The 18978-nt window shown below is 73.0% G+C and carries 16 protein-coding genes and 2 riboswitches; of the genes, 6 read left to right on the top strand and 10 right to left on the bottom strand.

Translation table 11 applies throughout. From position 1 onward, the window contains the following. Positions 1-42: 42 nt before the first annotated feature. The 3 genes from ABD269_RS24325 (at position 43) to ABD269_RS24335 (ending at position 2236) form a co-directional block, all read left to right on the top strand. On the top strand, positions 43-720 hold the full coding sequence (locus ABD269_RS24325; RefSeq protein ID WP_344122049.1) for a glycosyltransferase family 2 protein: 678 nt from the start codon (positions 43-45) through the stop codon (positions 718-720). Between the two features lie 185 nt (positions 721-905). Next, entirely contained in the window at positions 906-1574 is a 669-nt protein-coding gene (locus ABD269_RS24330) for a TIGR04282 family arsenosugar biosynthesis glycosyltransferase (protein ID WP_344122051.1), read from the top strand. Continuing rightward, a complete protein-coding gene (locus ABD269_RS24335) occupies positions 1571-2236 on the top strand; it encodes a methyltransferase domain-containing protein (protein ID WP_301891108.1) in 666 nt (221 codons plus the stop codon). The genes ABD269_RS24330 and ABD269_RS24335 overlap by 4 nt, the downstream gene beginning before the upstream one ends. A 92-nt stretch (positions 2237-2328) precedes the next feature. Here the strand turns inward: ABD269_RS24335 and ABD269_RS24340 are convergent, their stop codons facing one another. The 3 genes from ABD269_RS24340 to nicT form a co-directional block, all read right to left on the bottom strand. Continuing rightward, complete coding sequence (locus ABD269_RS24340; protein WP_344121022.1) at positions 2329-2721, bottom strand: YidB family protein; 393 nt, start codon at positions 2719-2721, stop codon at positions 2329-2331. 102 nt (positions 2722-2823) lie between these two features. After that, positions 2824-3873, bottom strand: a complete 1050-nt coding sequence (locus ABD269_RS24345) for an NAD-dependent epimerase/dehydratase family protein (protein ID WP_344121024.1) — start codon at positions 3871-3873, stop codon at positions 2824-2826. Between the two features lie 82 nt (positions 3874-3955). Beyond that, a complete protein-coding gene (gene nicT / locus ABD269_RS24350) occupies positions 3956-5092 on the bottom strand; it encodes a Nickel transporter NicT (protein WP_301894251.1) in 1137 nt (378 codons plus the stop codon). Positions 5093-5124: 32 nt separating this feature from the next. Next, positions 5125-5345, bottom strand: a riboswitch (cobalamin riboswitch). 166 nt (positions 5346-5511) lie between these two features. Between nicT and ABD269_RS24355 the strand changes: the two genes are divergently transcribed. Beyond that, positions 5512-7068 carry an APC family permease gene (locus ABD269_RS24355; protein ID WP_344121026.1) on the top strand — a complete coding sequence of 519 codons (1557 nt, stop codon included), beginning with the start codon at positions 5512-5514 and terminating at the stop codon, positions 7066-7068. Positions 7069-7142: 74 nt separating this feature from the next. After that, the gene (locus tag ABD269_RS24360) at positions 7143-7748 is read left to right on the top strand and encodes a YIP1 family protein (RefSeq protein WP_344121028.1); all 606 of its coding nucleotides are present in this window, start codon (positions 7143-7145) and stop codon (positions 7746-7748) included. A gap of 155 nt (positions 7749-7903) precedes the next feature. Here ABD269_RS24360 and ABD269_RS24365 read toward each other — a convergent pair whose 3' ends face one another. The 4 genes from ABD269_RS24365 to ABD269_RS24380 all read right to left on the bottom strand — a co-directional run bounded on the left by ABD269_RS24365 (position 7904) and on the right by ABD269_RS24380 (position 11672). Beyond that, positions 7904-9100 carry a cytochrome P450 family protein gene (locus ABD269_RS24365; RefSeq protein ID WP_344121030.1) on the bottom strand — a complete coding sequence of 399 codons (1197 nt, stop codon included), beginning with the start codon at positions 9098-9100 and terminating at the stop codon, positions 7904-7906. A 247-nt stretch (positions 9101-9347) separates the two neighbouring features. Beyond that, positions 9348-10559, bottom strand: coding sequence for an MAB_1171c family putative transporter (locus tag ABD269_RS24370; RefSeq protein WP_301891114.1), 1212 nt, complete (start codon positions 10557-10559; stop codon positions 9348-9350). Beyond that, positions 10552-11181, bottom strand: coding sequence for a hypothetical protein (locus tag ABD269_RS24375; protein ID WP_344122054.1), 630 nt, complete (start codon positions 11179-11181; stop codon positions 10552-10554). Before ABD269_RS24375 ends, ABD269_RS24370 begins: the two co-directional genes overlap by 8 nt. Positions 11182-11186: 5 nt before the next feature. Continuing rightward, positions 11187-11672, bottom strand: coding sequence for a helix-turn-helix domain-containing protein (locus tag ABD269_RS24380; protein WP_301891115.1), 486 nt, complete (start codon positions 11670-11672; stop codon positions 11187-11189). A gap of 397 nt (positions 11673-12069) precedes the next feature. Here ABD269_RS24380 and ABD269_RS24385 point away from each other — a divergent pair, with 397 nt between their 5' ends. Further along, the gene (locus tag ABD269_RS24385) at positions 12070-13002 is read left to right on the top strand and encodes a trypsin-like serine peptidase (protein ID WP_301891116.1); all 933 of its coding nucleotides are present in this window, start codon (positions 12070-12072) and stop codon (positions 13000-13002) included. Between the two features lie 58 nt (positions 13003-13060). On the opposite strand, the gene ABD269_RS24390 is transcribed toward ABD269_RS24385, so the two are convergent. The 3 genes from ABD269_RS24390 to cobN all read right to left on the bottom strand — a co-directional run bounded on the left by ABD269_RS24390 (position 13061) and on the right by cobN (position 18762). Beyond that, positions 13061-13825 carry a hypothetical protein gene (locus tag ABD269_RS24390; protein ID WP_344121033.1) on the bottom strand — a complete coding sequence of 255 codons (765 nt, stop codon included), beginning with the start codon at positions 13823-13825 and terminating at the stop codon, positions 13061-13063. Then, positions 13825-15084: a VWA domain-containing protein gene (locus ABD269_RS24395; RefSeq protein ID WP_344121035.1), complete on the bottom strand. Its 1260-nt coding sequence runs from the start codon at positions 15082-15084 to the stop codon at positions 13825-13827. Before ABD269_RS24395 ends, ABD269_RS24390 begins: the two co-directional genes overlap by 1 nt. Before the next feature lie 69 nt (positions 15085-15153). Beyond that, positions 15154-18762 (bottom strand): cobaltochelatase subunit CobN, encoded by a 3609-nt coding sequence (gene cobN / locus ABD269_RS24400; RefSeq protein ID WP_344121037.1) that lies wholly within the window; start codon positions 18760-18762, stop codon positions 15154-15156. A 112-nt stretch (positions 18763-18874) separates the two neighbouring features. Further along, positions 18875-18948, bottom strand: a riboswitch (cobalamin riboswitch). Positions 18949-18978 lie beyond the last annotated feature (30 nt).

Below are 18978 nucleotides of genomic sequence, written 5' to 3' on the forward strand. Positions count from 1 at the left end.
AACAGCGTGACAGACCAGACCACCACCTCGCGCACCGACCGCGTGGACGTCGTCCTCCCGTGCCTCGACGAAGCCGCCGCGCTCCCCTGGGTCCTGGCCCGCATCCCCGACGGCTGGCGCGCCGTCGTCGTGGACAACGGCTCGTCCGACGGCTCGGCGGACGTGGCCCGCTCGCTCGGGGCCACCGTCGTCCACGAGCCGCGCCGCGGCTTCGGCGCGGCGTGCCACGCCGGGCTGCGGGCCGCCGACGCGGAGCTCGTCGCCTTCTGCGACTGCGACGCCTCCCTCGACCCCGGGCTGCTGCCCGCCATGGCGGCGGCCGTGCACTCCGGCGCCGCCGACCTCGTCCTGGGCCGCAGGCGCCCGAGCAGTCGCGGCGCCTGGCCACTCCACGCCCGCCTCGGCAACGCCGTACTCGCCCGCCTGCTCCACCGGCGCACGGGCCTGCGCCTGCGCGACCTCGGCCCCCTGCGCGTCGCGCGCCGCGAGGCGCTGCTCGGCCTCGGCCTGACGGACCGGCGCAGCGGCTATCCGCTGGAGATGGTCGTCCGCGCCGCCGACGCGGGCTGGCGGGTGACGGAGACGGACGTGCCCTACCGGCCCCGCACGGGCGCCTCGAAGGTGACCGGCACCTGGCGCGGCACCTGGCGCGCGGTCCACGACATGCGGGCCGTCCTGCGGACGGCGGGCCCTGTGGGCGCGGAGGTGGCGGCGTCGTGACCGGGAACGCCGAGGAGGCGCGCGGACGTCACGCCGACGGAGGCCGGGCGACCGGCCGGCACGCCCCGGACCGGATGGTGTCCGGCGATACGGGCGCGGCCCGGGCCGTCGCCCAGGACGCCGCCCTGAAGTGGCACGACGGCGTTCAGCCGTACGGCCGAACCGCGCACCGCGCCTCGACGGGCATGCCCCCGGCCGGCGGTCCCGGCGGTCCGTGCGGACCCACCACGCTCCTGGTCATCGCCAAGGAGCCGCTGCCCGGACGGGTGAAGACGCGGCTCACCCCGCCGTACAGCCCGGAGCGGGCCGCCCGGATCGCCGAGGCGGCCCTCGCCGACACCCTGCGGGCCGTGCTCGCCATGCCCGCGCGGCGGCGGGTGCTCGTCCTCGACGGGCGGCCCGGGGACTGGCTGCCCCCCGGCTTCGAGGTGGTGCCGCAGTGCGCGGGCGGGCTCGACGAGCGGCTCGCGGCCGCCTTCGCCGGGTGCGCGGGGCCCGCGCTGCTCATCGGCATGGACACCCCGCAGGTCACCGCCGCGCTGCTGGCCCCCGCGCTGGCGGACGGCGCGTGGCACGGGTGCGACGCGTGGTTCGGCCCGGCCGCCGACGGCGGTTTCTGGGCGCTCGGCCTGGCCGAGCCCCGGCCCGAGCTGTTGCGCGGCGTCCCCATGTCCACCGCCCGCACCGGGGCCGTCCAGCGCCGCCGCCTCACGGACGCCGGGCTCGTCGTGCGCGACCTGCCCGAACTCCGCGACGTGGACACCGCCGACGACGCGGCCCGGGTCGCGGCCGCGGCACCGCACGGACTCTTCGCGGCGACCGTCGCGGCGGGGGACCGGGAGCACGCCCGGTGACCACCAGCGAACTGACCCGGCGCCGGGCCACCGGCGCCTGGAGCGCCGACCCCTACGCCGACGCCGTGCACCTCGGGCGCGGGCCCCTCTTCCTGCGCCGCGCGGACGGCTGGCTGCTGCCTCTCGAGGTGGAGCGCTGGTGCGGCCACGCGGACCCCGCCGACAGGACCGTGCTGGACCGCTGCGAGGGCAAGGTCATCGACATCGGCTGCGGCCCCGGCCGCCTCGTCGCCGCCCTGGCGGCGCTCGGCCGCCCGGCCCTGGGCGTCGACCTGAGCCCGGCGGCCGTAGCCCGCACCCGCCGCACGGGGGGCGCGGCGCTCTGCCGGTCCGTCTTCAACCCGCTGCCGGGCGAGGGGCGTTGGGGAACGGCGCTGCTCGTCGACGGCAACATCGGGATCGGCGGCGACCCCCGCACCCTCCTCGCCCGGGTCGCCGCCATCACCGCGCCGCGCGGGCTCCTCCTCGTCGAGGCCGCGGCGGCGGACGTCGACGAGCGGGTGCAGGTGCGGGTGGACGACGGCCGGGGCCGGCTCGGGCCCGCGTTCCCCTGGGCGCGCGTGGGAGTGACCGCGCTGCTGCGGCACGCGGGCGCGGTGGGGTGGCGGATGGTGGACCGCTGGGAGTCGGGCGACCGGCACTTCGCGGCGCTGCGGCTCTGACACGGCCGCCCCGGCCCCCGGCGCGACTGCGCCGGGGGCCGGGGCGGATCCGCACATCGGATGCGGCCGGGAGAGAGCGCCCCCCGTCCGGATCAGCCGCCCTGGTGCTGGGCGATCACTTCTTCCAGCGAGCCTTCGGGAATCTCTCCCGTGGGCGTCAGTTTGTCGACCGCCTGCGGGATCACCTGCGCCAGCTGGTCCGCCGCTTCCTCCGGCGTGATGCCCGCCTTCTGGGCGACGTGGTCGAGCGCCTGGTACGGCAGCGCCTGCGCCACCTCCGGCCCGCTGACCGGTTCGTTGGCCCCGGTGCTCACCCAGGACCGGGTCTTCGGACCGAGGCCGCCCTCCCCGAGCTGCTGCAACAGGCCGGAGAGCGACTCCCCTCCCCCGCTGCCGAGCGCGCCGAGCAGCGAGCCCAGCAGAGAGCCTCCCTTGCCGCCGCCGAGCAGTCCGCCGAGCAGGGTTCCCAGGTCGTTGTCCGCCATGTCTGCCGCCTTTCCTGGAAGCGCACCGATATGCCATCCATCTATCCCGGGAGGGCACCTCCGGCGCGGGCGGGCGGGATGTTCACCCGTACGCAGCCACGGTCAGACGCGCTGGGGCGCCCGCGCGAACTCCGTCATTCCCTCCGGGAAGCCCACCTCCGCGCGCCAGCCCAGCTCTTCGCGCAGGCGCCGCGACGAGGCGGTGATGTGCCGGACGTCGCCGAGGCGGTACTCCCCCGTGACGACGGGCTCCGGCCCGCCGTACGCGGCGGCCAGGGTGGTGGCCATGTCGCCGATGGTGCGGGGGGTGTCGCTGCCGCAGTTGTACGCGCGCAAGGTGCCCGCGGGGCGGTCGGCGAGGTGTTCCAGGGCGAGGGCGTTGGCGGCGGCCACGTCCCGTACGTGCACGAAGTCCCGGCGCTGGCGGCCGTCCTCGAAGACGCGGGGTGCCTCGCCGCGGGCGAGCGAGGAGCGGAAGAAGGAGGCGACGCCCGCGTACGGGGTGTCGCGGGGCATCCCCGGCCCGTAGACGTTGTGGTAGCGCAGCGAGAGGGCCGTGCCGCCGGTGGCGCGGGCCCAGGCGGCGGCCAGGTGTTCCTGGGCGAGCTTGGTCGTCGCGTAGACGTTGCGGGGATCGACGGGCGCGTCCTCCTCGACGAGGCCCGGCGTCAGTTCCCGGTCGCAGCGCGGGCAGTGCGGTTCGTAGCGCCCGGCGTCGAGGTCGGCGGCTGCCCGGGGGCCGGGGCGCACCGGGCCGTGCCGGGGGCATTCGTAGCGGCCCTCGCCGTAGACGACCATGGAGCCGGCGAGGACCAGGCGGCGTACGCCCGCGGCGGCCATCTCGGCGAGGAGGACGGCCGTGCCGAGGTCGTTGCAGCCCACATAGGCGGGCGCGTCGGCGAAGTCCTTGCCGAGGCCGACCATCGCGGCCTGGTGGCAGACGGCGTCGACGCCGCGCAGGGCCCCGGCCACGGCCGTGCGGTCGCGGAGGTCGGCGTCGGTCCACTCGACCCCGGCGGGCCGGGGCGGAGCCTCGGGATGGGCCGCGGGCAGCAGCGCGTCGAGGACGACGGGCCGGTGCCCGCGGGCGGTGAGTGCGGTGACGATGTGCGAGCCGATGAAGCCCGCGCCTCCGGTGACGAGTACGCGCATGGACCCGACGTTAGGGGCGCGGGCGGCGGCGCGCCCGCACCGGCGCCGCCCTGTCACCGGTCCGTAAGAACCGCGGCGCCCGTCAGGCCGCCTCGCCCGGGGCGTCGGCCGCGCGCGCCGCCCACCGCTGTTCGACCTTGCCGAAGCGCCAGTAGGCGAGCGCGATCGCCCAGACCACCACGAACAGGCCGACGATGACGAAGCCGACGTTGTCGAGGTTCAGGCCCGAGATCCAGCCGGTGACCGCGTCGTTCATGTCGAGCTTCTCGTGCAGCACGGTGACCAGCTCGATGGTGCCGATGAGGAAGGCCACGGCGATCGAGAGACCGGTGATGGTGAGGTTGTAGTAGACCTTGCGGACGGGATTGGAGAACGCCCACTGATAGGCGAAGTTCATGAAGGTGCCGTCGAGGGTGTCGAAGAGGCTCATGCCGGCGGCGAACAGCAGAGGCAGGCACAGGATCGCGTACCAGGGCAGCCCGGCGGCCGCGCCGCTGCCCGCCATCACCATCAGGGTGACCTCGGTGGCGGTGTCGAAGCCGAGGCCGAAGAGGAAGCCCAGCGGGTACATCTGGCCGGGGCGGGTGATGGAGCGGGTGAAGCGGCCGAGGATGCGGTTCATGAAGCCGCGCGAGTCCAGGTGCTGCTCCAGCTCGGCCTCGTCGTAGCGGCCCTCGCGCATCGCGCGGAAGATGCGCATGATGCCCGCGAGGGCGATGAGGTTGAGGGCGGCGATGAGGTAGAGGAAGCCGCCGGAGACGGTCGTGCCGACGACGCCGAGGGTCTGGTGGGTGGTGGACTGCTCGTCCATCAGCTTCCCGGCGAGCTGGGTGCCGCCCGCCACCAGCGCCGCCATCAGGACGACCACGCTGGAGTGGCCGAGCGCGAACCAGAAGCCGACGGAGACCGGGCGCTTGCCGTCGGCCATCAGCTTGCGGGTGGTGTTGTCGATCGCGGCGATGTGGTCGGCGTCGAAGGCGTGCCGCATGCCGAGGGTGTAGGCGGTGACGCCGAGCCCGACGCCGTAGACCTTGGAGTCCACGGTGTAGTGGTCGGGGACGACGAGCAGGTAGAGCACGCCGAAGGCGACGACGTGCAGGGCGGCTATGACGGCCAGCAGGCCGGCGGTGCGCACGGTGTCCTGGCGGCGCCAGCGGAAGGCGGACGGCTTGCCTTCGGGTATGGCGGTGGATCCGGGTATGTCGGTGGGCAGAGTCATCTGCGGGTCACGCTCCAGCACCTCGTGGAATGTCCTCGTGAGATGCCGTGGCCGGTCTCCTGGCTTACGGGTTCGCTCGCGCCCGTCCCCGCCTTCCCGGCAGCCGGCTGCGGCCAGTGGCTCCGCGCACCCATGGGGGTGGTGCGCGAAATGGGACGGTAACTCCCCGATCACAGTGGCGAGGGCCGCTCCGGCCTGGGACCACAAGGGTCCGTCACCGGTCTTCCCGAACACCACGGCCGGGCCACCTTACGCTCCGACCGGCGCTCATGGCGAGCAAGTGGCAGTTGACACAGCTGTGCGGGAAGCCCGGCGGGGCGCGCCGCGGACATCCGTACGCAGTGCTGGACGCGCCCCGCGGGCCGGTGCTACCAGTGCAGTTGACGGCTCACCCCATCCGGCAGAGAGAGGGCACGCCCATGGCGGACACCGGGCAGGAACCGGAGCAACGGGTCGGATTCGTACGCCGGATCGGGCTGTTCCAGGCCACCACCATCAACATGAGCCAGATGTGCGGTATCGGACCCTTCGTCACCATCCCCTTGATGGTGACGGCGTTCGGCGGGCCGCAGGCGGTGATCGGCTTCGTCGCGGGCGCGCTGCTCGCGCTCGCCGACGGGCTGATCTGGGCGGAGCTGGGCGCCTCGCTGCCCGGGGCGGGCGGCAGTTATGTGTATCTGCGGCAGGCGTTCCAGTACCGCAGCGGGAAGCTGATGCCGTTCCTCTTCGTGTGGACGGCGATGCTGTTCATCCCGCTGGGCATGTCGACCGGGATCATCGGCTTCGTGCAGTACCTCGGCTATCTGTGGCCGGGCATGGGGCAGACGGCCGGTGACCTCGTCGGGCTGGCGGTCATCGTCCTCATCGTCGCGGCGCTGTGGCGGCGGGTCGAGAACATCGCGAAGCTCACCGTGGTGCTGTGGGCGGTGATGATCGCCTCGGTCGTCCTCGTGATCCTCGCGGCGTTCACCCACTTCAGCCCCGACCGGGCCTTCACCTATCCCGCCCACGCCTTCGCGCTGACGACCAATCACTTCTGGATCGGCTTCGCGGCGGGCCTGACCATCGGCATCTACGACTACCTCGGCTACAACACCGCGGCCTATATGGGCGCCGAGATCAAGAACCCCGGGCGGACGATGCCGCGCGCGATCATCTACTCCATCCTCGGCATCATGGCGATCTATCTGCTGCTCCAGATCGGCACACTGGGGGTCGTCGACTGGAAGCAGATGCTCGACGAGAACTCGACGGCGCACTCCTCCGTCGCCTCCGCGGTCCTGGAGGCGGCCTGGGGCAAGGGCGCGGCCCGCACGGTCACGGTGCTGATCCTCGTCACGGCGGTCGCCTCCGTCCTCACCGGTCTCCTCGGCGGCTCCCGCGTGCCCTGCGACGCCGCGCGGGACAAGGTCTTCTTCCGCTCCTTCGGCACCCTGCACCCCCGCCACCACTTCCCGGTGCTGGGGCTGGTGTCGATGGGGGTCATCACCGCCGTCGGCTTCCTGATCGGCCGTCATACGGATCTGACCACGCTGATCCAGCTGCTGACCACCGTGATGGTGATCGTGCAGGCGCTGGCCCAGGTGGCGGCGGTGTCGGTGCTGCGCCGCCGGCAGCCGGGGCTGCGGCGCCCGTACCGGATGTGGCTCTATCCGCTGCCGAGCCTGGTGGCGCTGGTGGGCTGGCTGGTGATCTACGGCTACGCGGACAAGAACTCCCCCGGCAGGCACCCCATCGAATGGTCGCTCGCCTGGGTCGCCGCGGGCGGTGTGGCGTTCGTGCTCTGGGCGCGCCACGAGAAGGTGTGGCCGTTCGGTCCGCGCGAGATCTCGGAGGAGTACCTGCACGCCCCGGACCCCGACGCCGGTGCCGACCCCGACGGCTCCGCGGGCCCGGACGCGGGCCCCGACCCGGACGCGGGACCGGGCGTGGGCCCGGGCGCCGACACCGATCCCAGGGCGCCCGCACCGGTCTGACGTGGCCTCACGCGCGGGATCCCGGGCGGCCCGGCCACCGGTGGCCGGGCCGCCCGGTGATAGAAATTGCATCCATGCCCGTGACCCCCTCGCCCTCCGCACCCGCTTCCTCCGCACCGCGCGCCCCGGCCGCGGCACCGCGCAGACTGCTCTGGCACCGCCTCATATTCGGGCTGTGGCTCCGGCCGGTCGAGGTGCTCGACGAGGCCCGGGACCGCAGCGTCTGGGGCGCGGCGGCGTTCCTGTGCCTGCTCTCCGGTGTGCTGGGGACGCTGGGGAGGGACGACTTCCGGGCGCAGTGGCGCGTCAGCCCCTCGCTCGCGCTGCAGGCGATGGCCATCGCCGACGGCGTCCTGCTGCTCGCCAGTCTGCTGCTCGGTGCCGCCACGCACGCGATAGCCCGCAGGCTCGGCGGCAACGGCAAGTTCGGCCCGACGGTCACCCTGTTCGTGGTGATCTTCTGGGCGACGGATCTGCCGCGGCTGGCCCTCGACGCCTGGCTGCCCGGCAGCTCGTACGCCGTGCGGGCGGCGGCCTGGATCACCGCGGGCTTCGGCTACGCGTTCTCCGCGCTGCTGATCCGGGGCCAGCATCATCTGCCGACACACAAGGCGGTGGCGGCGGTGAGCATCCAGATGCTGGCGGCGACCGCGCTGCTGAAGTTCCCGACCGGCGGCTGAAGTCCTCGCCCGGCCCCTGTCGTCACGCCCGGAGGAGAACCGGGGTGGAAGTCGACGGCCCGCCCGGTGCGACGGGGGATGCACACCGGGCGGGCTCACGCACAGTTCTACCTCATCAAGGATGGGTTATGCACCAAAAACCTGTTCGGCTTTTTCTATGACCACCGCACGGGGAGCGAAATCAGGCCACGCGCCCGCACCGAGGGCCGCCACTTCAGCTCCTCGCGCGGCACGTCGAGCTCCAGCCCCGGGAATCGCTCCAGCAGCGCTGCCAGCGCCGTTTCCATCTCCATCCTGGCCAGCGGCGCTCCCAAGCAGTAGTGGATGCCGTGCCCCAGCCCCAGGTGGCCGGAACGATCACGGTTCGGATCCAGCCGTTCCGGATCGGTGAAGTGACGAGGATCACGATTGGCCGAGGCGATGGAGAGCAGCACGGTCTCGCCCGCGGGCACGGTGACACCGCCGATCTCGACGTCCTCCAGCGGAAACCGCCGGATCGCCAGGGGTGTGGGGCCGTCCCACCGGTTGAACTCCTCCACCGCCGCGCCGAGTCCGGCCGGATCCTTGCGCAAGGATCGCATCAAGGCCGGGTGGTCCAGCAGGGCGAGGACGGAGTTGGCGATGAGGTGGACGGAGTTCTCGTAGCCGGCGAAGAGGATGAGGAAGGCCAGTGAGGTCAGCTCGTCCTCGGAGAGCCGGTCGCCGCCCTCGCCGTCGCGGGCCGCGATCAGATCGGAGAGCAGGTCGTCCGCGGGGTCGGCGCGCTTGCTCGCGATGAGCCCGGTGAAGAAGCGCATCATGTGCCCGACGGCTTCCTTCATCAGGTGCGGCCGCTCGGGGTCCGGGGTGATGAGGGCGTCGGTCCAGGCCCGGAAGTCGCGCCGGTCCGCCTGCGGCACGCCCAGCAGGTCGCAGATGACGGTGATGGGCAGCGGCCCGGCGTAGGCGGCGAGGAGGTCGGCGCGCCCGTCGGCCTCGACGGCGTCCAGGAGTTCGTCGGCGACCTTGCGGACGGGCGCGCGGAGCTTGTCGATCCGGCCGGGGGTGAACGCCTTGACCACCAGGCGGCGCACGCGGGTGTGGTCGGGCGGGTCCATGTTCAGCAGATTCGCCTCCAGGGCCGGAGGCAGCGCGAAGCCGCTGTAATTGCCGGGCGTGGCATTGCTCTTGTCCAGGGACAGCCGGGGGTCCGCGAGCCCCTGGCGCACGTCGTCGTAGCGGGTCACCAGCCAGGCGGGCCTGCCGTCGGGGCCGGTGATCCGGTGGACGGGCCCGGCCTCGCGCAGCCGGTCGTAGGTGCCGTACGGATCGGTGGTCAGCGCGGTGACGTCGAAGGGGACGGTGTTCTGCATGAAAGACGACTCTAGACGGGGCGGTTCAAGAGCCCACATCAGCCACATTCAGCCCGTCCGGCGATTGAGGACACCGCCGCGAAGCGGTGGTGCGGAACACACCACCCCGCAGAGACCGGGGCCCCCGCAAACAGCGGAACGCGCACGGGCGACGCCGGATCCGTATTGCTACGGACCCGGCGCCGGCCTGTGGCGCAGGCGGCCTTGACCCCCGTCCAGGGCCGCCTCGTCTGTGGGCCGCGCGCCGTCAAGGACGGCGTGCCGCGCAAATCTCCCGTAGTTCGCTGAGCACGGAGTCGACCACCGGGTCGTGGTAGACGTCCGCGACGCGCGCCAAGTGCTCGTGTTCCTCGGCCGGATCGGCACTGACGGTCATCACGACACTGTCCGCGTGCGGTGCCGGCACATGGCCGGTGACCTGGTTGGCGAGGCCGCGGCGCAGGGCCGCCGCCTCCACCACCGCGGCCAGGCCGCGCTCGTCCAGAGCGGCGGCGGTCGCCTTCTCACGGGCGATGTCCAAGGTCGCGGCCTCGACATGGCGCCGGATGCCGCGCTGGATGTCGCGGATCTCGGCCATCTGCCGGTTGGCCCGCCACTCCAGGTCCGCGAAGGGCCAGCGGCCCGTCCAGCGGTGCCCGGAGATGGTGACCTCCGGGGCGTGGGCGGTGACATCCTGCCACAGCGGCTGGAGTCGGCGCAGCCGGCGCCAGGCGGCCACCCGCGGCCCGGCCGCGGGCAGCGAGAAGCCGACGAGGACCAGCAGCGCGGCGACCGAAGCACTCATCGGGGCAACGCCGTTGGACAGCCAGTACGCCTCGTGGCCGCCCCAGCTCAGCACGAAGCCGACCAGCTTGCACAGGCAGTACAGCAGGCCCAGCCAACAGCCCGCGGCGAGCGTGCGCAGCCCTTTGGAGAGCCAGGAGCGGCCCAGTTGGGTGGCGTAGCGCGGGCAGAGCGCGCCGAGCCCGGCGAGGCTGATGCCGAAGATGGCCAGATACAGCACCAGGAAGGCGACCACTCCGGGCGCGTCCGCATAGGCGGTGCTGAAGTCGCGGGGATGCTCCACGGCGTCGGGGCGGCCGACGGCGAAGCAGACGATCGCCGCCGCCCACGCCACGCCCAGCGCGACGACCGCGAAGCGTGAGCGTGCCGCGGCACGGGCCCGCGCCGCCTCGTCGCCCCGGCTGGTCCAGCGCAGCAGCAGCACCGTGGCGCCCGACGCGAACAGCACGACGGCCGAGTAGAGGAAGACCATGGCCAGGTTGGCCACGCCCGTCAGCCGGTCGAAGGCGCGGTAGACGCTGGGCGCGGAGAACATGAAGACGACGGGGACGCCCGAGGTCATCAGGGCGGTCAGCCCGAGGTCCGTGTTGCCCCGGTCGCGGAACCAGGCGCGGGTCTTGTAGCCGACGATGACCCAGGCTATGGCGCTGAAGGTCAGGTAGAGGACGTCAAACACCGGTGACGCCTCCTTCCCTGAGCTGTTGGCGCACGTGCTGGAGCGCCGGGCCGAGCGAGGCCGCGAGCTCGGCGGCCTCCCCCTCCAGCGGCGCGTCCTGGCCCGGCGGCGGAGGCACGATCTTCTCCATGAGAAGGGTGCCGAGGATCTCGGTCTCGCGCTCGGTGAGGTTGTCGTAGCAGTGGTGCCGGGCGAGCCCCATGGTCAGGCCCATCCGGCGCATGGCGGTGGCCACGTCGACCGACGGCGTCCACACCTTGAGGGCGTCCTCGGTGACGGCCGGGTCCTGGTCGTGGCCAAGCAGCAGGTGGCCGACCTCGTGCAGCACGATGTGGACCTGGTGCCAGGGCGAGGTCTTCTGTTCGTAGATGACCCAGAACGCGTCGTCGGTGGTGGCGGTCATGCCGGAGACGACGCCGTCCAGGCTCATCGGGACCAGACGGATGGGCCGGCCCACGCGGCGCGCGACGACCTGGCACAGGCCGTGCAGGTCGGTCGACGCGGGCAGCGCGAGCTCCTGGATGAGCTGCTTGCAGCGGCGTCGTATGCGCCCCACTCGCATGCCTGCACCGTCCTCGTCCTCGGTACGCCGCCAGTAGGTGAAGAGCTGGTCATCCGCCATGACGGTCACGAGCGCTCCTCACCACCCGCGTCGGGCGGGTCGGCCGGAAGGTTCATCTGCTGCCGGAACTGGGCAATGATCGTGTTGAGGCTGTCCTGGACCTCGGGCGGCAGCCCCACCGAGCGCAGGGCTATCGCACGGACGCGCTGATCCCTCATGGCGACGAGGAAGCGGACCTCCTCCTCCACCCGCTCGGCCTGGGAGGCCGAGAGGTCGCCCATCAGATAACCCACGGGCACGGCGAAGAATTTCGCGAGGGCGCGCAGCACATCCGGACTGGGGTTGGCGCGCCTGCCGTTGCGCAGCATCGAGAGATACTGCTCGGTCAGCCTCACCCCGCCGTACTCCTCGGTCCCGCAGCTGATCTCCTCGGCCACGTGACCATTGGTGTACGGCGCCCCCGGCGGATGCATGTTCGCGAACAGGTAATTGAGCCGCTCCGCGAGCGGGCTGCCCAACTCACCTGCCGACCTGTCGCCCCCGACTGCCATCTGCTCCGTCCTCACGAGCTGTCCCCATGTCACCTCACGGCCAGTTAAGCCCGAGGTGGCTACAGGGAGCATCCTGTCACGGGAGAACGCCGGACACTAGTCCGTTCGGTGTTCTCCCTGCGTGAACGACTTAACCACGAGTTGATATCGGGTCTTCACCCCGAATCCTCGACCCGTTCCGCTCCCGGCATCCGGCCCGCGCGCGGACATGACCGCAACGCCCGAACACATGTGTCCGATTCCGGTCGTCCCGGTGAATCCCGGCGCGCCGGGCTCTCGTTCCCTCGGGCGGTCCGTAGGACGATGACACGCTCGTCCCGCACGCGCCCCAGGTCCCTTACCCCTCATGTATCCCTCATGTCGGGACAACGGCGAGCCGAACGAGAGGAATCCGTTCATGAACAGATTTCTGAGACATCTCGCCCTGCGGGGCGCCGCCGCCCTGCTCCTCGGACTGCCGGCCGCCCTCGTGCCCGGCACGCTCGCGGCCGCCTCGGGGCCGCCCGGCGCCGCGGCGGCCGACGCCTACTGGACGCCGCAGCGGATGGCGTCCGCGCTGCCGGTGGTGACCGGCAAGCAGGCGCCGCCGCCCCCGGCGGCGGAGCCGGAGGGGGCGGTGCCGCCCAGCCACCCCTTCGACGGACTGCCGCAGGTGGGAACGTTCTTCTGGACCGACGGCAAGAACACCGGCCGCTTCTGCGGCGGTACGGTCGTCCGCAGCCCCGGCGACAACCTGGTGATCAGCGCGGCCCACTGCCTGCGCTCGCCGGACCCCAAGCGGCACCTGTCGTTCGTGCCGCAGTACCACGACGGCCTCAAGCCGCACGGCGTCTTCCCCGTCGAGAGCATCTACATCGACCAGCGCTACTACGACCTGGGCACGGACGGCGGGGCGCGCTGGGACTACACGGTGGTCCGGCTCGGCCCGCGCGAGGACGGCACCGAGGTGCAGAGCGCCGTGGGCGGCTTCGACTTCGCGGTCCGCAGCGGGTACGCGCACGGCGACGTACGCCTGATCGGCTACCCGGGCAGCAGCGACGCCAAGTACCCCAAGCCGCTCGACTGCTCCTCGTCGACGCACCGTTACACCAGCACCGACCCCAAGGCCCCGGGCGACTTCCTGGAGATCGCCTGCGCGGGCTACGTCGGCGGGACGTCGGGCGGGCCGTTCCTGGTCCCGGATCTGACGGGCTATCTGCTGATCGGGGTCATCGGCGGCTATCACACGGGCGGGGACACCCCCGACATCTCCTACAGCTCGTACTTCACCGACGACCTGCTCGATCTGTACCTGCAGGCGGCCGAGGGCGACCCGCCCGCGCGGCGCTGAGACGGCGACGGCGCCCGTGGCCTTCCCGGCCACGGGCGCCGTCGTGCGCGAGCGCCTGCTACTGCCCGACGGGCGGGCGGTGGCGCCGGTGGGGGTGGCGGGTCAGGGTGTAGCCGCCGATGGCCGCGAGCGCGCCGAGCACGGCGCCGCCCACGGTCCAGGCCCAGCGGTCGGAGAACCAGCTGCCGTTCCAGCCGCTCTCCGGCTCCTTCAGTGCGGCCGCGTGCAGCGGGGCGAGCTCGCCGCCCTCGGCGCGGGAGCCGCCCACGTCCTTGGCGTCCGCCTGGATCTCCGCCTTCACCGGCAGGCCGAGGTCCTGGGCGGGGCCGTCGGAGACGGTGAGCCGGGCGTAATACGCGCCGGGCAGCGGGTCGTTCGACCATCGCTCCGCCCACGGGCGGACGGTGCGCAGCGTGCAGGTCACGGTGACCGAGGCATCCTGCGCGGCCGCCCGCTGCGTGGGTTCGCCCGAGGCGCACGCCTGGCGGCGGCGCAGACCGTCGAAGAGGTCGAGCTGCCAGGTGGCGGTGCCGTGCCGCAGGGAGGCCTCCGGCAGCTGCACGGTGGCCTTCACGGTCGCCCGCTGCCCGGCGCCCGCGGGGAACTGCCAGTAGAGGTAGTCACCGCTCGACGCGTTCGCGGTGGCCTTCTGCCCCTGCTCGACGGGGGTGGCGGTGCGGAAGGTGGTACCGGCCTCCGTCGGGGCGTCCTCGCCGTTCGCGGACGGGCTCGGGCTCGGGGCGTCCGCGAAGGCGCCTCCGGCCGAGGTGAACAGGGCGGCGCCGACGAGCAGCGCGGCGGCCATCACACGGGTTGCACGCATCAGTTCGCCCTCCACACAGCGACGCGCCAGCGGGACAGCCAGCCCCACACCAGTCCGGCGAGCAGCCCGGTCACGGCCAGGACGGCCAGCAGCACCCAGCCCCGGCCGAGGCCGAAGGCGGCCAGGTCGGAGGGGTTGTCCGGGGACTTCACCAGGTCGACGGCCAGCTCGAGGGGCAGGCCCGGGTCGCGCTTGACGGACGGCGGCGCGGAGAAGGAGTTGAAGACCTCCAGGCAGACCGTCCGCGCCTCCTTGTCGTTCTTGTCCTTCGCCTTGGCGACGGGGTAGCGCAGCCCGGACGACATCACGTCCGTACGGCCGCTGCCCGCGTCCGAGCCGCGGACCAGTTCCTGGCCGTTCTCCCCGACGGCGCGCACGAGCACGCCGTAGTCGCGGTCGACGGCGCGGTCCGCGCCCACGCTCACCGAGGTGCGCAGCTCCTGACCCGGCTTCACCTTGACGCGGTACCAGCGGTGGTCGGAGAAGGTCTCCCGGTCGGTCCAGATCCCGGCGCCGACCTCGGGGGCCTTGGCGCACTCGGCGGCGCCCTCCACGGGCTTCGGGGTCTCGACGGGGGTGTCGGCCCGGCGGACGATCTGCTTGATCTTGCCCGACAGCTGGTCGGTGTGCTGGACCGAGGTGAACGTGCCGCCGGTGGCCTCGGCGATGCAGGTGAGCTGCTCGCGCGTCTTGTCGTCGTGGGCGAGACCGAGCGTGTCGATCGTCAAGTGCGTGCCCTTGGCGGCGAGTTCGCGGGCCACGTCGCACGGGTCGGGCTGGCCGCAGGAGTCCTCGCCGTCGGTGATGAGGACGATCCTGCGGGTGCCCTTGTCGGTGCCGAGGTCCTGGTCGGCGCCGCGCAGCGCGTAGCCGATCGGCGTCCAGCCGGTGGGCCGCAGGGTGGCGACGGCCGCCTTGGCCTCCGTGCGGTCCACCGGTCCGACGGGGTAGAGCTGCTTGGAGTCGCGGCAGCCGATCTCCTTGTCGTCACCGGGATAGTTGGCGCCGAGGGTGCGGATGCCGAGCCGTACTCCGCCGGGAACGGCGTCGATCACTTCGTTGAACGCCTGCTGAGCGGCCGCCATGCGCGACTGGCCGTCCACGTCCCGGGCCCGCATCGAGCCGCTGACATCCAGTACGAGCTCGACCTTCGGGGAGTCCTTCGAAGGTCCGTCGGCGGCGCTCGCCGGGGCGATTCCTACGGCCAGCGCGGCGAGCAGGGCGCATGCGCCCGCCGCGAGCCGTCTTGTGATGATCATCCGAAGATCCTAGTGAGGCCGGGGCGGCAGCCCCAAAACGGCCTGCCCCGGCCCCGGACGCCGGACGGGCTACTCCTCGCCCTCCAGCTCGCCCTCCGTCTCCAGGAAGGCCCGCTTCAACGCCTCCAGCGTCTCCGCGTCCGGCTTCGCCCACATGCCCCGGCTCTCCGCCTCCAGGAGGCGTTCCGCGATGCCGTGGAGGGCCCAGGGGTTGGCGTCCTGGAGGAAGGCGCGGTTCTCCGGGTCGAGGACGTACGTCTGGGCGAGCTTGTCGTACATCCAGTCGGGCACGACGCCGGTGGTGGCGTCGTAGCCGAACAAGTAGTCCACCGTGGCGGCGAGTTCGAAGGCGCCCTTGTAGCCGTGGCGGCGCATCGCCTCGATCCAGCGGGGGTTGACCACGCGGGCGCGGAAGACGCGGGACGTCTCCTCGACCAGGGTGCGGGTGCGGACCGTCTCGGGGCGGGTGGAGTCGCCGATGTACGCCTCAGGGGCCCTGCCCTTGAGCGCCTTCACGGTCGCGACCATGCCGCCGTGGTACTGGAAGTAGTCGTCGGAGTCGGCGATGTCGTGCTCGCGCGTGTCGGTGTTCTTGGCGGCGACCGCGATCCGCTTGTAGGCGGTCTCCATCTCCTCGCGGGCCGGGCGGCCTTCGAGCTCCCGGCCGTAGGCGTAGCCGCCCCAGACGGTGTAGACCTCGGCCAGGTCGGCGTCGGTGCGCCAGTCGCGGCTGTCGATGAGCTGGAGCAGACCGGCGCCGTACGTGCCGGGGCGGGAGCCGAAGATGCGGGTGGTGGCGCGGCGTTCGTCGCCGTGGGCGGCGAGGTCGGCCTGCGCGTGGGCCCGTACGAAGTTGTCCTCCGCGGGCTCCTCCAGCGCGGCGGCCAGCCGGACGGCGTCGTCCAGCAGGCCGATGACGTGCGGGAAGGCGTCACGGAAGAAGCCGCTGATGCGCAGGGTGACGTCGATGCGGGGGCGGCCGAGCTCCGCCAGGGGGATCGGCTCCAGGCCGTTGACGCGGCGGGAGGCGTCGTCCCACAGCGGGCGGACGCCCAGCAGGGCGAGGGCCTCCGCGACGTCGTCACCGGCGGTGCGCATGGCGCTCGTGCCCCACAGGGAAAGGCCCACCGACTTCGGCCAGTCGCCGTGGTCGGTGCGGTAGCGCTCCAGAAGGGAGTCGGCGAGGGCCTGGCCGGTCTCCCAGGCCAGGCGGCTGGGGACGGCCTTGGGGTCGACGGAGTAGAAGTTGCGGCCCGTCGGCAGGACGTTGACCAGGCCGCGCAGCGGCGAGCCGGACGGGCCCGCGGGCACGAAGCCGCCCGCGAGGGCGTGCACCGCGTGGTCGAGCTCGTCGGTGGTGGCGGCCAGGCGCGGCACGACCTCGCGGGCGGCGAAGTCCAGGATGTCCGCGACCGCTTGCGGGTGCCCCTGCGCGACGCGGGACACGGCGGCCGGGTCCCATCCGGCGTCCTCCATCGCCTGGACGAGGGCGCGGGCCCGCTCCTCCGCCTCGTCGGCGGTGGTGCGGGTGGCGGCGGACTCGTCGAGGCCGAGGGCCTCGCGCAGACCGGGCAGGGCGGCGGTGCCGCCCCAGATCTGCCGGGCGCGGAGGATGGACAGGACGAGGTTGACGCGCTCGGGGCCGGTGGGCGCGCCGCCCAGGACGTGCAGGCCGTCGCGGATCTGGGCGTCCTTGACCTCGCACAGCCAGCCGTCGACGTGCAGCAGGAAGTCGTCGAAGCCGTCGTCGTCGGGGCGGTCCGCAAGGCCCAGGTCGTGGTCGAGCTTGGCGGCCTGGATCAGGGTCCAGATCTGGGCGCGGATGGCGGGCAGCTTGGCCGGGTCCATCGCGGAGATCGACGCGTATTCGTCGAGGAGCTGTTCCAGGCGCGCGATGTCGCCGTAGGACTCGGCGCGGGCCATCGGCGGCACGAGGTGGTCGACGAGGGTGGCGTGGGCGCGGCGCTTGGCCTGGGTGCCCTCGCCGGGGTCGTTGACGAGGAAGGGGTAGACCAGCGGCAGGTCGCCGAGGGCGGCGTCGGGGCCGCAGGCGGCGGACAGTCCGGCGTTCTTGCCGGGCAGCCACTCCAGGTTGCCGTGCTTGCCCAGGTGCACCATGGCGTCGGCGCCGAAGCCGCCGTCCTCGCGGGAGGCGGCGATCCAGCGGTAGGCGGCCAGGTAGTGGTGCGAGGGCGGCAGGTCGGGGTCGTGGTAGATGGCGATGGGGTTCTCGCCGAAGCCGCGCGGCGGCTGGATGAGGATCAGCAGGTTGCCGCGGCGCAGCGCCGCGAGGACGATGTCGCCCTCGGGGTTGCGGCTGCGGTCGAGGAACATCTCGCCGGGCGCGGGCCCCCAGTGCTCCTCGACGGACTCCCGCAGTTCGAGGGGCAGTTCGGCGTACCAGCGGCGGTAGTCGGCGGCCGGGATGCGGACGGGGTTGCGGGCGAGCTGTTCCTCGGTGAGCCACTCCTGGTCGTGGCCGCCGGCCTCGATGAGGGCGTAGATCAGCTCGTCGCCGTCGCCGGACGCGAGGCCGGGCACGGGCTCGTCCCCGAAGTCGTAGCCCTCCTCGCGCAGTCGGCGCAGCAGGGCGACGGCGCTGGCGGGGGTGTCGAGGCCCACGGCGTTGCCGATGCGGGAGTGCTTGGTGGGGTAGGCGGATAGGACGAGGGCGAGACGCTTCTCGGCGGCCGGGATGTGGCGCAGCCTGGCGTGACGTACGGCGATGCCCGCGACGCGTGCGGCACGCTCGGGGTCGGCGACGTACATCGGCAGGCCGTCCTCGTCCACCTCCTTGAAGGAGAAGGGGACGGTGATCAGGCGGCCGTCGAACTCGGGGACGGCGACCTGGGTGGCGGCGTCGAGCGGCGAGAGGCCCTCGTCGTTCTCCTCCCACGCGCTGCGCGGCCCGGTCAGGCAGAGGGCCTGGAGGATCGGGACGTCGAGGGCGGCGAGCGCGCCGGCGTCCCAGGACTCGTCGTCGCCGCCCGCGGAGGCGGCGGCGGGCTTGGTGCCGCCGGCGGCGAGGACGGTGGTGACCACGGCGTCGGCGGTGGTGAGGGCCTCGACGAGCGCGGGTTCGGGCGCGCGCAGGGAGGCCACGTAGAGCGGGATCGCCACGCCGCCCGCGTCCTCGACGGCACCGCAGAGGGTGTCCACGAAGCCGGTGTTGCCGCTCATGTGGTGGGCGCGGTAGTAGAGCACCGCGATGCGGGGGCCGCCGGCGTTCTCCGCGCGCGGGGTGCGCTCCAGCGGGCCCCAGGTGGGGGCGGGCGCGGGCGCCTCGAAGCCGTGGCCGGTGAGCAGCACGGTGTCGGAGAGGAAGCGGGCGAGCTGTCCGAGGTTGGCGGGACCGCCGTGGGCGAGGTAGGCGTGGGCCTCGGCGGCGATGCCGATGGGCACCGTGGAGTGCTCCATCAGCTGGGCGTCGGGCGCCTGTTCGCCGGTGAGGACGACGACGGGGCGGTCCCCGGCGAGCAGCAGGTCGAGACCCTCCTGCCAGGCGCGGACACCGCCGAGGAGGCGGACCACGACGAGGTCGGCGCCCTCCAGGAGGGCGGGAAGTTCGTCGAGGGCGAGCCGGGCGGGGTTGGCGAGCCGGTACGGGACCGGGCCGCCGTCAGCAGCCGCGCGGGCGCTGAGCAGGTCGGTGTCGGACGTCGACAGGAGAAGGATCACGCGGCGCTCCCCAGGGCATCGAGGGTCGCCCGGGGCGTGCGGGACCGGAATGTGCGCATGCGGCGGCAGGCCTTCCTCGGGGTCCGCGCCCCGGGCGGTTGGAGGACGGCGGGAGTTCCTGACTCGCCCGGCATCGCTGCCGGGCTCACAGTGGCGGGACCGTGCCGGAGTCTCACCGGCTTCCTCCCCTGGCGCCGTCGCTGGCGTTCGGTGCGG

This window comes from Streptomyces blastmyceticus, from assembly GCF_039521185.1.
In the GTDB taxonomy this organism is placed as follows: domain Bacteria; phylum Actinomycetota; class Actinomycetes; order Streptomycetales; family Streptomycetaceae; genus Streptomyces; species Streptomyces blastmyceticus.

Coding starts and splice junctions, on each gene's coding strand:
- ABD269_RS24330 (WP_344122051.1), top strand. CDS start 906: ATGCCCCCGGCCGGCGGTCCCGGCGGTCCGTGCGGACCCACCACGCTC.
- ABD269_RS24340 (WP_344121022.1), bottom strand. CDS start 2,721: ATGGCGGACAACGACCTGGGAACCCTGCTCGGCGGACTGCTCGGCGGC.
- ABD269_RS24345 (WP_344121024.1), bottom strand. CDS start 3,873: ATGCGCGTACTCGTCACCGGAGGCGCGGGCTTCATCGGCTCGCACATC.
- nicT (WP_301894251.1), bottom strand. CDS start 5,092: ATGACTCTGCCCACCGACATACCCGGATCCACCGCCATACCCGAAGGC.
- ABD269_RS24355 (WP_344121026.1), top strand. CDS start 5,512: ATGGCGGACACCGGGCAGGAACCGGAGCAACGGGTCGGATTCGTACGC.
- ABD269_RS24360 (WP_344121028.1), top strand. CDS start 7,143: ATGCCCGTGACCCCCTCGCCCTCCGCACCCGCTTCCTCCGCACCGCGC.
- ABD269_RS24365 (WP_344121030.1), bottom strand. CDS start 9,100: ATGCAGAACACCGTCCCCTTCGACGTCACCGCGCTGACCACCGATCCG.
- ABD269_RS24375 (WP_344122054.1), bottom strand. CDS start 11,181: ATGGCGGATGACCAGCTCTTCACCTACTGGCGGCGTACCGAGGACGAG.
- ABD269_RS24380 (WP_301891115.1), bottom strand. CDS start 11,672: ATGGCAGTCGGGGGCGACAGGTCGGCAGGTGAGTTGGGCAGCCCGCTC.
- ABD269_RS24385 (WP_301891116.1), top strand. CDS start 12,070: ATGAACAGATTTCTGAGACATCTCGCCCTGCGGGGCGCCGCCGCCCTG.
- ABD269_RS24390 (WP_344121033.1), bottom strand. CDS start 13,825: ATGCGTGCAACCCGTGTGATGGCCGCCGCGCTGCTCGTCGGCGCCGCC.
- ABD269_RS24395 (WP_344121035.1), bottom strand. CDS start 15,084: ATGATCATCACAAGACGGCTCGCGGCGGGCGCATGCGCCCTGCTCGCC.